This is a genomic window from Streptomyces sp. 11x1 (genome assembly GCF_032598905.1).
Lineage (GTDB): Bacteria > Actinomycetota > Actinomycetes > Streptomycetales > Streptomycetaceae > Streptomyces.
Genome location: NZ_CP122458.1, coordinates 4,763,337 through 4,777,633, shown reverse-complemented (window position 1 = coordinate 4,777,633; position 14,297 = coordinate 4,763,337). Strand labels below are relative to the sequence as shown.

The following is a 14,297-nucleotide window of genomic DNA, read 5'->3' as shown; positions in this document are numbered from 1 at the left end:
TTCTTGCGCCGCCGTGGAGCGGCACGGCAAAGGGCCTGACCGTCCGCATCCTGTGAGCCCGGCCCGGTATCGCGGACGCGCGGGCCAGTCGTATCCGGTCGGGACACAGCGGCTGCGGCTGCGCGCCGATCAGCGAGCGAGAGCGGGCCGTACCCCATGAACACCACGCCGTACGGCGGCACATGGCAGCGTTTCCTCGACATGGACGCCTGCCTGCTGCGAGAGGTCCCTCGCCAACGCCTCACGGACGACCGGCCAGGCGGTCCCGGCGACGACCTGCACGCCCAGCGGCTCGCCGCCCTGGTCTCCGCGCATCACGCACGGCGCTCCGAAGACCCCACGGGTGGTGCGGTGTTCGTCGGTTGGGCGCGCCGCGCGGCGGACCGGCCCATCGATGTGATGGTCGGAGGGAGCGCTCTGCTCGGCGGCCGTGCCGACGCCGACGGCGGCAGCACTCTGCTGCGACTGCCCGCCGGCGCACGCGGTCTGGCCCAGCCGACGGGAACCGCGGCGTCCCTGTTCGCCGGCTTCACGCACTGGAGCGCCGTCGCGGGTGTGACCGACGGGCTGCTCGTCGACGCGGAGCCGAACACCGGGGGGAGCGGCACCGCACGGCAGCGGCCCAGCCTGGAGGACTGCCTCCTGGCGGTGTGGCAGGAGCCCTTCGCCTGGATGGTGTTCGCCGAACCGGTGCCCGCCGACGAACTCGACGACCTCACCGGCGACATCGCCGACGAACAGCGCCGCGCGATGTCCAAGGCGGACGGCTCGCCCGAGCACGCCATCGCGGCCGCCCGGTTGGAGCGACGGCACAAGGACCTGGCCAGGGCGGCGGCCACCGGACTGTGGCGGATACGCCTGCTGGCGGGCGGCCGTACGTCGCAGGAGGCGGCGCGTGTCGCCGCTCTGGTCTGCGCTTCGGCGGACCTGGAGGGGCTGCCCTACGCGCTCCGGCCGACCGGGCGGGTCGGGGACCTGCCCACGGCGCTCGGCGGCGCTCTCCCCGCCCCCGAGGAGTACCCCTTCCACGCCGGATCCGATCTGCTGGCAGCTCTGGCCCGGCCCCCCGCGCAGGAGATACCGGGCGTGCGGTTCGCGCTGCGCCCGGAGTTCGACGTCACCCCCGAGACCACCGGCCGTCCGGTCACGGCCGACACCCCGCCCCCGGTCCGGCTCGGGTCGGTGCTCGACCGCAACCGCAGCCCCGTCGGTGACCTGGAACTGACCCGCTCCACCCTCAACCGGCACACCTTCGTGTGCGGGGCGACGGGCGGCGGCAAGTCGCAGACCGTGCGCGGCCTGCTGGAGGCGGCGACCCATGCGGGCATCCCGTGGCTTGTGGTGGAACCGGCCAAGGCCGAGTACCGGTTCATGTCGGCGCGGCTCGGCGACACGAGCGAGGTCGTCGTCATCAAACCCGGCGACCCCGACGCCCTCCCGGCCGGCCTGAATCCCCTGGAGCCCTCGGCGTTCGCGAACGGTGAGCGCTTCCCCCTCCAGACGCACCTCGACATGGTGCGCGCCCTGTTCCTGGCCTCCTTCGACCCGCAGGAACCGTTCCCGCAGGTGCTGAGTGCCGCGCTGACCCGCTGCTACGAGGACCTGGGCTGGGACCTCACCCTCGGCGAACCGCTCGTGCCCGGCACCGAGCCCCGCTACCCCACCCTTGAGGACCTGGAGCACACGGCCCTGAAGGTCGTGACCGACATCGGTTACGGCAAGGAGGTCGCCGACAACGTCCAGGGCTTCATCAAGATCCGCCTGGCCAGTCTGAGGCTCGGCACGACGGGACGATTCCTGGAGGGGGGCCGCCCGCTCGACTTCGGTGAACTCCTGCGCCGCAACGTCGTCTTCGAGATCGAGGACGTCGGCGACGACAAGGACAAGTCGTTCCTCATGGGCACGATCCTCATCCGGCTCGTCGAGTACCTGCGCATGGAACAGCGCGTGACCCGTCGACTCTCTTTCCCCTTGCGGCACTTGAGCGTCTTCGAGGAGGCGCACCGGCTGCTCCGCCGCTCGGAGGAGGGCGGCGCGAGCGCCCACGCGGTGGAGATGTTCGCCGGTCTGCTGGCCGAGATCCGCGCGTACGGCGAGGGCCTGGTCATCGCCGACCAGATTCCCTCCAAGCTCCTCCCGGACGTCATCAAGAACACCGCCGCCAAGGTGGTCCACCGCCTTCCCGCCCAGGACGACCGCGAGGCGGTCGGCGCGACCATGAACATCACGGCGGCCCAGTCCGAGTACCTGGTCACCCTGCGGCCGGGCGAAGCCGCCGTCTTCACGGACGGTATGGATTACCCGCTGCTGGTCCGCATGCGGGACGGGACGAACCGTGAGGACGCGGGGGCGATCCGGCCGGCGTCGGCGGCCGCGCTCACCGGAGAACGCAGCCGCGCGTGCGGCCCCTGCTGCACCCCTGAAGCGTGCACCCTCCGCGACCTGCGCAGGGCGCAGCGGCTGATGGACCAGCCGGAGCTCCGGATCGCGTTGTGGGCGGAGATGGCGGTGGCGGCCCATCTGCTGGGGTGGACGACACCGTTGCCGGGGGAGGCGATGCGAGAGGCATTCGCCCCGTACCTGGCTACCGATGATGACCGCCGTCTGTTGAGCTGCGCGATCGGCCAGGCGGTCGACCGCGCGGTCCACAGCCGCGTCGGCGCGCCCACGGCCCCGGAGGCGCTGGCCGAGCATGTGGCCGCGATGATGCGCGGCCAACTCGACGGGGAGGATCCGTGTTCGGTGGGTGAGCCCCGGTTCAGGGCGCGGAAGGGAACGAAGACGCGGGAGTACTACCACGGTCGATATACGCCTTCCGTGCTGGAAGGGATCGTCGGGTGCTCCGATCCGTCGGAGGAGTGGGGCAAGCGGTTCTCCTCGATCTTGTCCTGCTTCGAGCGCAAGATCCGGAAACCTGCGGCGGACCGTCACGCAGAAGAGGGTCGACATGGGTGAGTTGTACGCCGCGGAGAGCGGGGCCGACGCGGCACCCGTCGCTGAGAAGCCGACGGCTCCTCCAGCGATTGAGACCGGGGACGCGTGGGCGGAGCCCAAAGCGCCCGAGGAGGCTGAAGGGGTTGCCGAGGACGCTGAGCAGCCGGAAGGGGCGGATCAGCCCGAAGAGCCCGAAGATCCCGAAGAGTCGGCCCAGTCTATCGAGCCTGTCGAAGCCGAGGGGACCAACGAGCCCGACGAGCCCGCAGATCGGGACGAGGCACCGGACACCGCCGAGGCAGAGGATGTGAACGAGCCTGACGCACCGTGGGCGGAGGACGGCGAGGGTGGCGCGGCCGACGCTCCGGAGTCGGGGGACGAGTCCGATAACCCGCTGGCCGACGTGGCAGAGGCCCTCGGCGAGCGCCATCCCGAGGTGGCTTCGGTGATCACCAAGCTCGGTGCGGACGACGCAAACAGGCTGAACGTGATCGAGAACCTGAAAGATCCTGAGGGCGGGGGCGCACGGACTCTGGAGATCATTCAGGAGCTCGCCGAGGGCGAGACCCTGGAAGGGCGTTCCTTGGAGGAGTACAGGTCGGAGAATCCCGGGCGGGGACCCCTGTTCGAGCCCGTGGAGCATGAGGTGAACTTCGAGCCCGACGGGACGTCCCGCAAGAACGCATACGTCGAGCAGGCCAAGTCGGACGACCCGGTGCGAGCCCTCGGAGCCTCCATCGAGGACGGCGACCGTGACGCCCTGGAGGACTACGGCATGAGGCTGCAGAACGAGGTGGAGCCGGCCGTCTACGAGGACGTGACGAGCCTCCTAGAGAAGGCCGACGATGCCGAATTGAGCATCCGCACGAAATCCGCAGACGGCCTGGTCGACAAAGTCAATAGAATGACAGAGGGGAGCGAGGGGCGAAAAGCCCGCCCGGATTACGAGATCGGGGACGTCATCGATGCCGTGGGGGCAAGAATCACCGTCGAGGACACCGCCCAGCTCGAATCCGTTCTTGAAAAGGCCAAGGGGCACTTCGGTACCGGCGAGGGCGGGCGCCTACTGGAGGTCGAGAACATGTACGCGGAGCCCAAGAGCGGGAATCCGAGCTACCGTGTCATTCCCATGGTCGTAGCCATCGAGGTCGGCGGAAAACCGTACACATACGAACTCCAGCTCACGACAGAGCGGGCTTCCGTGGCCGCCGACCTTGAGCACAACACCGTGTACAAGTCGCATATCGAAACGACTCCGGCGGAACGCGACGTGATGCGTAGGATGCAGGCAGAAGCGGCGGCGTTGGATCAGGAAGAGACTCGCAGGAGGTACCCGTGACAGATGAGACAGGGCCGAAGTTCGTCATGATCTCGACGTTCCGCAGAAGGACCGCGGACGGATTTATGCTCGCTGCTTTCGTCATCGACGAGAGGGAGTGTGAGTCTTCCGCGGAAATGAAGTCGATCAGGAACGAAGCCCTCACCGAGATCCAGCGTCGACGCATCGCCGGAGAATTCGAGACCCGCAGGGCGAAGGCCGGCGAGGTGCCGTCGACCCTGCCTCGGTGGGCGGAATACAAGAGGCAGCTGGAAGCTGCGGACGAGGAGTCGTCTTGACCCATCGGGTGTTCGGCGCGTGGCACGACTGGGACACCGCCCGTCGACACTTGGCGGTGCTCGCTCCTGAGGTGTCGGCGCAGCGCCTCGGGGAAGCCGTCGCGTTCGCCGAAGAGGCCCACGGGGATCAGAAGAGGCCTGCCGGTGAGCCTTATGTGGAGCACCTTCTGGAGGTGGTGGAGATCCTCGTCTCGGGCGCGGGTGTTCACGACGAGGACCTGCTGGTCTCGGCTGTCCTCCACGACGTCGTGGAGGACACCGACCGCACTGCCGAGGAGGTCGGTGAGCGGTTCGGCCCCCGGGTCGAGGAGTGGGTGGGCTGGGTGACGAAGCCGAACCCCGAGGCACACGAGGATCCTGCGGAGGTGCGTGACCGCTACCTTCTGAGCCTGCGATCCGCCCCGCCGGAGGTCCTGCTGCTCAAGCTGGCGGACCGGTTCAGCAACGTGCAACGGCTCGACACGCACCCGCGGCCCGAGAAGCGGCGTTCCTACTACCGTGAGACGTGCCGCCACTTGGTACCTCTCGCCGCGGGGGTTCCGTGGTTCGAGGCGGCCTTCGAGGAGTGGCGGGAGTTCTACCGCCACCTGGAGGACGGGGCGCCCCCGGCGACGGCCTGACGTCCGCCGCCGGCGCCGATGCCCGGGCATGTGGGCCGACGCGTCGTCGGATGCTGCCCGTCTGACCGCGCCCAGACCGGCTACGGTTTGACGAAATCCCTCAGAGGAGTGCCGTGGAAGAGGGCTGGCTCCGGGACCGTTACGGCACATCGCTGGGCCGACTCGACGGTACCCGCACACCGCTTTTCGACGGAGTGCCGACGCGGGAGCAGACCAAGCACGTCGCTCCGCTCCCACACCTGTCGGCCTCGTGAGAGTCCGGGCCGATGGTGGTACCGAGCCCGTCGGCTCAGTCCAACTGTTCCGTCGTCCCGTCCGGGTGGATCAGGAGGCGGATCGCGCCGCCGTAGCGGTTGTCCGTGATCGTCGCCGGGGTGGGGGCGCCGAGTTGTTGGGCGCGTTGTTGGAGGATCGACAGGACGACGTCCTGGATGTCGCCGTAGGGCGGGGCGGTGACCGGGACGCCGTCGATGAGGCCGGCGTTGGGGGAGAAGACGTGGACCTGGGCGTCGGACGCGGCTGAGGGTGCCGGACCCTGGCTCGGGATCGGTTCGGTCATCGGGGGCTGGTGTTCCTTCCGGCTCAGGTCAGGCGCTCTTCGCCTCTCCCCGCTCGGGGAGGATGGTGTCGTCGACGTCGTGGACGTCCTCGATGTTCAGGGCGTCCAGGACGCGAGCGTACGTGCCGCGTGAGAGACGTTGCAGGCGGCCCGACTTGACCAGCGCGGACAGGACGTTGCTGATGGTCTTCGACGGGTCGCCGTAGACGCCCGAGGGCAGGGCGCGCAGGACGTCGCGGGCGGAGAAGGCGCCGGGGAAGCCGGCGACGGCCTTCTCGACGGCCGCGCGGATGCTGGGGGTGGAGGGGGCCCGGCGGGTCTGTCCCGTTCCTGCTCCCGCTGCGGTCCTCACGGGCGGATGGCCACCGTGCAGGGGGTGAGCCGTGGGCGTGACCGGGCGCGGGAGGCGGTCGTGGATCTCGCGGACGGCCGTGCGGATGGTGTCCAGGCGGGCGTCGCCGGTGTCGTCGGAGGCGGCGGCCAGCATGGTGGCGACCTTCTCTATGTTCGCGAGCGTGGCGGCGAGTTCGCGCAGCAGCGGTTCCAGGAAGTCGCGGCGGAGCGCGGCCACCGGGTCGGTGGTGGCCAGGTCGACGGAGACGGAGCCGGTGAGGGGGCGCCGGGGAGGGAAGGGCGCTCCGTCGGCGTCCGAGGGGGCTTCGGCGTTGTCGGGGAGCAGCGACTCGACCGCTTCCCGTACGGCCGGCAGATCCCGCGGGGCTTCGGTGGCCGGGTCGGCGTCGCCGGGCATGCACGTCAGCATCGCGACGAGCTGTTCGAGGCTCGTGAGCGCGGGGAGGGCGGAGCGCACCAGGGGGCCGAGTACGGCCTGCCGTACGGCCAGGGCGGGATCCTCGTACGAGAAGGTGATCCGTTGCCCGGCCTCGGCCGCTGCCATGGGTTCCTCGCTCCTGCCGTTCGACGGTCCGGACGGGGGGTGCGACCCGTCCGGAGGGGGCGTCTGTCTGTGCGTTGGCTGTGTGGTGGTGTGCGATTGCAACAGCGATGTCAAAGCGGCGCGCGGTGGGCCTTCCCTCAACATGCGTTGATCATGGGCCAGTTGACCCAGCAGCTGCTGGAGCTGGTCGAACGCGTCGAGGATCCGCTCCAGTTCGGGAAGGTCCGGGGCGGTCGACCGACGGTTTGCGGAGTGGGTCGCCGACGACTCGTCCGCGCGGGACCTGAGGCGGGTGAGCCGTCGGGGCTGCGAGCCGGAGTCGAAGCGGACGGCGGCGTGGGCCGGCAGGTCGCCGTTCTCGTCGCCGAGGTCGAGCATGCGGCGCAGCGCGCGTCGGTCCTCCCGTGTGGTGGCCGCGGTGTAGCCGTACGGCTCGGCGTACGCGACGGCGTCCTGCAGACATTCCGCCCAGAGTGGGCAGGAGGCGCACAGGTCGCGCGCGGTGCGGAGGAGGACGAGGTGTTGGCGGCGCTGATCGGGTGATACGCCTGGATGTGCCGGAGCCGCGGCGAGCGAGGAGTGCGGGCCTTGCGGATTCTCCGAGTTGTCCAGCAGCGGGTGTTGGAAGACGTCCGGCCGACGCCGGCACGGCAGAGCCGCGTCGGGTATGTGGGCCTCCCGGTCGACCGCCCGGCGGGCAGGTCGGACAGGCAGCCTGGCCAGCGTCGTATGGCTTGCCATACGCATGAGTAAGAGCCCCCGTGATGATCTGTGATCGCGGGGGACTCTAGAACAAATTGTCAAACTGATGCAACGCATGTGCAAAGTGCTGGCTGGAAACGAACAGTGCCGCGACGAACCATTCACAGGAGCCTCAACTGTCCGCCGTTTTACGGGTGTCACGAGGACGCGGCCGACGTATCGCCCTGCCCACCCTTCTGACCCGGGCAGTCATGGCCTTCGCGGATGCGCCGCGCACGGCCAGCACGCCGAGCACGCCCACGAAACCGATCGGCACGCCCGCCTCCGGCACGAACATGCCGACGACGGAGCCGATGACCAGGATCACATCGGCGAGCACGACCGTGACACCGCGCCGGCCCGGGTGCTCCTTCACCATCCAGGCGCCGAGCAGGGCCATGCCGGTGAGGGCCCAGTAGCCGAACGCGGCGGTTCCGGTGACGGCCGCGCTGGTGGTCATCCGGGCCGAGTCGCCCACCGCGGAGAAGTAGCCGGTGAAGGCGGTGGTGAGGATGGTCGAGGCGAGGGCGAGGAGGAGTTGGGTGCGGCGGCGGAGCAGCCAGACGGTTCCGCCGAGGAGCAGCGTGGCGCAGACCATCACGAAGGATGAGCCGCTCTGGGAGGCGATGGCGAAGAGGGTGTAGGCGCCGGCCAGACCGAAGACGATGCGGGGGAGGAGGCGGACGGCCCAGGGGTCGTTCTTGTCCTGGCGGAGGAGGCGGACGAGACGGGACGGCGCGGGCCTGCCGCTGCGCCTGCCGCCGGCCCAACCAGCGGCAGTGGTGCTCGCAGTAGCGGCAGCGGCGGCAGTGGCGTTCGAAGTGTCGGTCGTGGTGCGCGGGGCGCGGCTCATGGGGCGGTCACTCTCCCGTGGCTGTGCGGCGCGCCGCCCCGGACACCCGCCCGCACCGTGGGCCGGGCCGCACCGGAGAGCCGCTCCGTGTCCCCGACCATCCGGTCGGGGTCGCGCTCGGCGTTCGGGGCTGGCATGGGGCGGCTCCTCGGTGCGGGGGCGGGGTCAGGTGGACGGCCGTGGTCGGCTAGACGCGGCCGCTCGGGCCACGGGGGTCCCGTGGGGCAGGGGCCGGGATCGCGGGCGGCGTCGGATCGGCCGGCGTGGTCCGAGGAGACGCCGGCGTGGGCTGGGGCCTCGGCGCGGGGGCCGCGGGTGCGGGACTCGGCGTGGGCGAGGGTGTGGGCGACGGCTGCGGGGTCTGCGTACCGCTCGATCCGCTGACGCGTCCGCTGCGCCTGTGCGCGGTGGGCGTCTGTCCCTCCGGCTCCGGCTGTGCGCCCTCGCCGTGCCGCTGCTCGCGGAGTTCGCGCGCGTCCTCCCTCGCCAGATAGGCGTCCTTGCGCTGCTCACGCTTGGACTGGCCCAGCCAGCCCCTGCGCTGCATCTTGTCCCGGTACTTGCCCTTGAAGGCGAGCTTGTCCACCGCCCAGGCGCCGTTGCGTGCCGTGCTGCCCGCCGCCCGGCCCATTCCCTTGGCCGTGGTGCCCGCGACCCGGCCCGTCTGGCGGGCGGTGGTGCCCGCCGTGGAGACGGCCAGGCCCGGGGCCACGGCGGCGGCCTTGTTGAACGTGGCGTTCGCGGCGTCCCCGACACCCAGGGCGTCCTCCGCCCCCGCCACCTGCGGCGAGAACTTCCCGGACAGCAGGTTCTTCAGCAGCATGACGACGGAGATGGTGACCAGCAACAGCATCAGCAGCTGCATGCCCAGCGGGACCGACAGCGGCAGGATCAGCTGGTAGAAGAGCAGCAGGATGGTCAGGACCACGCCGAAGCCGGCACGCAGCACGAAGCTGTGCACGAACGTCTGCCACCAGCCCCTGAGCAGCTTCTGCTGGGTCGGGTGGATCGAGATGATCGCGACCAGCGGCAGCAGGATGATCATGATGAGGGTGACCGAGTGCCACAGCAGCGTCAGCGCGCTGAGCACGACCACCATGATGCCGACGATGAGGGAGGCGATGAGCGCGTAGACGCCCATGGTGATGCGGTTACCGGGCTTGTGACCGCTCCACTGCTCGTACACACGGGACTTCTCGTTCTTGGCGATGTAGTTGCGCAGTTCCCCGTACTGGTTCTCCTTGTGCTTCATCACACCGCCGTCCACGTCCGACCAGTCCTTGTAGTAGTCGAAGTTGGTCACCGACTGGACGTTGACCTGCTTGACCCGCAGATCGGTGCATCGCGCCTTCTCGCCGAAGTCGCAGCTCGTGGAGCCCTTGTACTCCATGCGCTTCTTGCCCGGATCGCCGAACTGGCCGATGGCCCAGGGCCGGAACGCCAGGGTGTCGTACATGGCGCAGCTGGATATCCGCATACCGCGCTGCGGCGCGTTGGCCGCCAGGTCGCAGGGCGGCTCGATGTCGTCCACCGCGCCGCCCAGTACCGCCTCGGTCAGTGCGGCGTTGCCCTGGGCGATTCCGGAGTCGGCCGTCTCGACCACGCGCGTGTAGTTGTTGTCGACCAGGAACGCCGACACCGCGATCACGACGAACGCGGCCCAGCCCACTCCCGACCACACCTCGCGCATGTCGCCCTTGCGCCACTTGCCGAAGACCCAGAGCCCGGTGAGCAGAATCATGGTGGGCACGGCGACCTGGAAGACGTTCGTGTTCAGCCGGTCGACGACGCTGTTCTTGCCCTCGACGGTGCCCTCGTACAGGGCGGCGAGCGGGCTGGGGTTGGAGGAGATCTCCTTGATGCTGATGGAGGCGCGGGTGATGAACTTGCTGAGGTCGAACACCATCTGGGCGATGGAGTTGTAGATCTCGTTCTGGATGCTGCAGTCGTCGTCGTCCGCGTTCTCGCCGCGCTCGCCCTGCTTCGCCTGGTTCTGGCTCTGCTGGGTCGAGGCCCAGTTGAGGCCCCGCAGTGCGCCGAGTTCGTAGACGGTGTAGTCCCCGGGGGCACCGTCCAGGCGCACGGCGCCGGAGACGAGCTCACGCTTGCCGGCCCACTGCTTCACCGAGGGGAAGATGTTCTCCGAGGCGCCCGGCATGTCGGCTTTTTGGTTGATGCTGTCGGACGTCCAGTCGCAGGTGTCGAAGAGGGCCTTCGCCGACTGTGGGGTGGAGAGCGAGAGGGCGATCACCCCGAGTGCCACGAACAGCGCGGCGCGTGCCGCGACACCGGCACTGACCAGTGTTTTGAGGAGGGACCGCTTCGGCCGGCGCCGTGCCGGGCGGTCGGCGCGGGGCCGGCTGAGGGTCAGCATGAGAAGTCCTTCGGAGCGGATCAGACGTCTGTGGGGATGTACGTGGTCATGACGCACCCGTCGGCCTGCGCGGGCTTCTTCTCGTAGCCGCTCGGGACCTCGAACTTCGGGTCACACGCCAGGTAGTTGAGGCCCGACGTCCGCAGAGCCTCAGCCGTCTGGTCGTCCTGCGGGTACACCGCGAAGTCCTTGCCGATGAGGATGCCGCGGTAGCCCTTCTCCTTCATCGTCGTCTGGAACTGCTTCATGTCCGAGATCAGGAGCAGCGTGTTGGGGTGGTCGTACTGGTCCATGCAGACGGCACGGTCCTTGATCGCCCAGACCGGGTCGGTCGACTGGTCCTCCTCCAGCCAGGCGGCGTAGCGCTCCGCCTGGGTGGAGGCGTCGTACTCCTTGCCGGTCTGGAGATCCAGGCAAGCGGCGTGCTGGTTGAGGAAGTACTCGATGGACGCCATGTCCGAAGCCGCCGGCAGGGCGTCGGGCTGCTTCTCACCGGTCGACTCCTTGCTGCCCTTGCCCGCCTCCGCGCTCGCCTTCCCCGACGGCTTGCTCGTGTCGTCGTCACCGCCGCATGCCGTCAGGGACACCGACACGAGGAGGAGGGCGCCGATGGTGAGTGCTCGTTTGATTCGCATGGTCCTTCTTCGGCTGGGGGCTACGGGTGGGGGGCGCTGCGGCGCTGGCGGTGGGAGGTCACACGGTGGCCGTCTCCGGGGCCGTCGTCTCCGGGGCCGTGGGGCGCGCCGGGTCCTCCGTCATCTCCTGCAGGAACGTCCAGTCCCACACGCTCAGCGGCGGGTTGACCCCCTGGCGGGCCGGGCGGGTCGTGCCGTTGGTGTCCGTGGCCGCGAGGATCTCCTTGAAGACCAGGTCGACGGCGACCGTACCGACGCGCTTGTCGGCGTCGCGCTGCAGGCAGACACCGGTGCGGAGTTCCTGGAGGGCCGCGATGACCTTCGGGTCGTCCTCGGGGCGGCCGAGCAGCGGGGCCACCAGGGACGCCTCCTGCGCGGACTTCTGCTTGAAGGCGAAGACCGTGTGGATCTGGTTGGCGCCACCGCTGCGGGCCTCGGAGTCCTCGATCTGCACCAGGTCGATGGCCTGCTGGGTGATCAGGACGGTGACCGCAAGGTAGGAGCGGCCCTGCTTCAGGGCGCGGCGCATCAGGTCGCGGCCCGACTCCGTGGCCGTGACGACGTACGCCTCGTCCACGAACAGCGCCTTGGGGCGCAGGCCGATCTCGCCCGTCACCGGGTTCTTCTCGTAGCCGACGTCGAGCATCTGGCTGCCGAGTTCCACGACCGCCATGAGGGCCGTCGCCGCGAGCCGTTCCGCCGGGTTCCAGCTGCGCGGGTCCGAGGCGGCGGGTGACTGGAAGCCTCGCAGGGTGATGACCGTACGGCGCTTGCGCATCGCGGACAGCGGCTGCGGGCGCTCGGCGAAGGCGAGCCGGGCGTAGGGGAGGGTGCGCAGCTCGGTGAGGAGCATCTGCGCGAGCTTCAGGTCCTTCGCCGCCTCGCGGTCGTTCGTCGCGATCGCGTGGTCGTACGCCGCCACGACCTCGTCGACGACCTGCCACAACGTCGGGCGGGGCACCTGCTGGTCGGCGTCGCGGGCCGTCAGGCCCTGGTCCACCGCCTGCCGGATCGCGGAGTTGTAGCGGCCGATGACCGTGGCCATCGCCTCGATGACGGGGAGGCGTACGCGCTGGTAGTCCTCGTCGCCGAGGAAGCCGCGCAGCATGGACTCCGCGAGGAGACGACCGGCCGGGACGTCCCGGGCGATCACCCACGGGTCCAGTACGCCCGCCTGGCCCTTGAGGAGGTCGACGACCTCGGTCTCCGCCCAGAACTCCGGGTTGACCGGCTGGAACTTGCTGGCCGGGGTGCCCAGCAGGCCCGTCTCCGCGTCGCCGGCGAAGTCCGGGTCGTTCACCTGGGAACCGAAGGCGAGGTAGTAGCAGAGCTGGGCGAAGTCGGTCTTGGGGTCGATGACCAGGCAGCGGACGCCCGACTCGGACTCCTCGTAGAACTTCTGCAGGGCCAGGGAGGACTTACCACCACCGGAGGCCCCGACGATGGCGAGGCCACCGCCGTCGTTGCGGGCCGGGCCGACGTGCAGGGAGTAGTGGACCGGCATCTTGCCCGCCCAGCCGACCAGGTTGCCGACCCAGCCGAGCCGCTTTCCGGAGCGCTGCTCAGGGTTGTCGCCCAACTCCGTTCCGGCGGTGGGCAGTCCGGCGCCCAGCTGCTCCACTTCCTGGAGGCGGAGGTAGGGGGCGATGGGAAGCTTCGGCGCGTCGCCCGGGAGCTGGGACTGCAGCAGGCGCCACTGCTGGCGGGTCGGGCGCAGCAAGGTGACCTTCAGATCCTGCTTGAACTGCATCTCCAGGACCCGGCGGCGACGCTCCAACTCCTTGACGTCCGGGGCCGAGATCGTGAAGCGGATCTGCGCCTCCATCCCCGGCATCTTGTGCTCCTCGATGTCGTCGACGAGCTCCTGGGCGCGGGTCACCTGGGTGGCCAGCTTGGTGTCGGGGCTGCGGCCGGAGTTGGCCATGTCGTTCATCTCGTCGACGAGGTTGCCGCGGATCTTGTCGGCGCGGTCCTTGAACTTCAGGTACGGGATGAGCGTGAACCGCATGTCGATCTCGACCGGGAAGTCCACGTGCTGCGCGGCGTACCGGGCCCACGCCGTCGACTGGCGGAAACGGGTCTCCGCGGGCCAGTTGGCGGCGACCAGAGTCGTCGTGTAGCTGGTCTGCTGCTCGCCGGTGATCTCGTCGTACTGGTTCAGGACGATGTGCGTCTTGCGGTTCTCACCGGAGAAGTCGACGACGAGGTCGAAGGCGTTGGGACCCCAGGCGCGCGAGCCGAGCACCGGCTCGGGCGGGACTGGCAGGTCGCCGTGGAGCGGCTTGCGGATCAGCCAGACCAGCTCCTCGCGGGTGAGGGGGGTGCCGCGGAGGTTCTCCAGGCTCTCGTGGACCTCGGCCGCGACCTGCGTCCACTCCGCGACCACGGACGGGGACAGGTACTCGTCCGCGACACCGGTCGCCGCGGCGGTGACCTGGTCGGCGGCCCCGCTCACGCCCTTGAGCAGGCCGGCGTCGTCGTGCGGCTCGTCGTCCTGCGACAGCACACCCGTCCCGCCGCCGGTGCGCTTCACCGAACCCAGCTTCACCAGCAGGATGTTGCGCTCGCGCTTGGCGCCGATGCGCTCCTGGTACTCGGCCTTGCGCAGGTTGTACGCCTTGTAGTTGTCGGTCGGGTCCCAGGCGACCGCGTTGAGGTCCTCCGCCCAGGTCAGCGCGGTGATCGGCTGGTAGACCTTGCGGTAGTGGCACTCGACGTTGCGGTCACCGCGGGCGAGGTTGAGCAGACCGCGCGGCGGGCCCTCGGCCATCGCCTGCAGTTCGCCGGCGTTGAGGTACTCGTCGATGGCGGTGGGCAGGACGAGACCCGTCCACACCGAGTCGCCGTGGACGAAGATCATGTCGTCGGCGTAGCGGTAGGGGAGGCGGAGGTCCTCGCGGCGCGCGGAGGCCGAGGAACCGGAGGACCTGGAGCGGGAGGAGGACGAGCTTCTGCCGCCTCCGCCCTGGCCCTGCTTCTTGCCCGACGAGGCGGCCATGATCATGGCGACCACGAAGAAGGCGGCCGCCCCGCCCAGAAGGATCATCATGAACATGGAGGAGTCAC

At 69.6% G+C, this 14,297-nt stretch carries 11 protein-coding genes; 4 read left to right on the top strand and 7 right to left on the bottom strand.

Annotated features, from left to right (window positions below; genetic code table 11):
* Positions 1 to 156 precede the first annotated feature (156 nt).
* Genes P8T65_RS20845 through P8T65_RS20830 form a run of 4 tightly spaced genes read left to right on the top strand, consistent with a single transcriptional unit; the run spans position 157 to position 5,171 of the window.
* Positions 157 to 2,955 (top strand): ATP-binding protein, encoded by a 2,799-nt coding sequence (locus P8T65_RS20845; RefSeq protein WP_316726809.1) that lies wholly within the window; start codon positions 157 to 159, stop codon positions 2,953 to 2,955.
* Positions 2,948 to 4,273 (top strand): hypothetical protein, encoded by a 1,326-nt coding sequence (locus tag P8T65_RS20840; RefSeq protein WP_316726808.1) that lies wholly within the window; start codon positions 2,948 to 2,950, stop codon positions 4,271 to 4,273. Before P8T65_RS20845 ends, P8T65_RS20840 begins: the two co-directional genes overlap by 8 nt.
* Positions 4,270 to 4,551, top strand: a complete 282-nt coding sequence (locus P8T65_RS20835; RefSeq protein WP_316726807.1) for a hypothetical protein — start codon at positions 4,270 to 4,272, stop codon at positions 4,549 to 4,551. The genes P8T65_RS20840 and P8T65_RS20835 overlap by 4 nt, the downstream gene beginning before the upstream one ends.
* The gene (locus P8T65_RS20830) at positions 4,548 to 5,171 is read left to right on the top strand and encodes an HD domain-containing protein (RefSeq protein WP_259407806.1); all 624 of its coding nucleotides are present in this window, start codon (positions 4,548 to 4,550) and stop codon (positions 5,169 to 5,171) included. The genes P8T65_RS20835 and P8T65_RS20830 overlap by 4 nt, the downstream gene beginning before the upstream one ends.
* A 289-nt stretch (positions 5,172 to 5,460) precedes the next feature.
* Here the strand turns inward: P8T65_RS20830 and P8T65_RS20825 are convergent, their stop codons facing one another.
* From P8T65_RS20825 to P8T65_RS20795, 7 genes are all read right to left on the bottom strand, one after another.
* On the bottom strand, positions 5,461 to 5,730 hold the full coding sequence (locus P8T65_RS20825) for a hypothetical protein (RefSeq protein ID WP_220647396.1): 270 nt from the start codon (positions 5,728 to 5,730) through the stop codon (positions 5,461 to 5,463).
* Between the two features lie 28 nt (positions 5,731 to 5,758).
* Positions 5,759 to 7,369 carry a WhiB family transcriptional regulator gene (locus P8T65_RS20820; protein ID WP_316726806.1) on the bottom strand — a complete coding sequence of 537 codons (1,611 nt, stop codon included), beginning with the start codon at positions 7,367 to 7,369 and terminating at the stop codon, positions 5,759 to 5,761.
* Between the two features lie 133 nt (positions 7,370 to 7,502).
* A complete protein-coding gene (locus tag P8T65_RS20815) occupies positions 7,503 to 8,222 on the bottom strand; it encodes a hypothetical protein (protein ID WP_316726805.1) in 720 nt (239 codons plus the stop codon).
* Positions 8,219 to 8,359 (bottom strand): hypothetical protein, encoded by a 141-nt coding sequence (locus P8T65_RS20810; RefSeq protein ID WP_184905633.1) that lies wholly within the window; start codon positions 8,357 to 8,359, stop codon positions 8,219 to 8,221. Before P8T65_RS20810 ends, P8T65_RS20815 begins: the two co-directional genes overlap by 4 nt.
* Positions 8,360 to 8,409: 50 nt before the next feature.
* On the bottom strand, positions 8,410 to 10,596 hold the full coding sequence (locus P8T65_RS20805; protein ID WP_316726804.1) for a hypothetical protein: 2,187 nt from the start codon (positions 10,594 to 10,596) through the stop codon (positions 8,410 to 8,412).
* A gap of 20 nt (positions 10,597 to 10,616) precedes the next feature.
* A complete protein-coding gene (locus tag P8T65_RS20800) occupies positions 10,617 to 11,231 on the bottom strand; it encodes a hypothetical protein (protein ID WP_316726803.1) in 615 nt (204 codons plus the stop codon).
* Positions 11,232 to 11,289: 58 nt separating this feature from the next.
* Entirely contained in the window at positions 11,290 to 14,286 is a 2,997-nt protein-coding gene (locus tag P8T65_RS20795) for an ATP-binding protein (RefSeq protein ID WP_316726802.1), read from the bottom strand.
* Positions 14,287 to 14,297 lie beyond the last annotated feature (11 nt).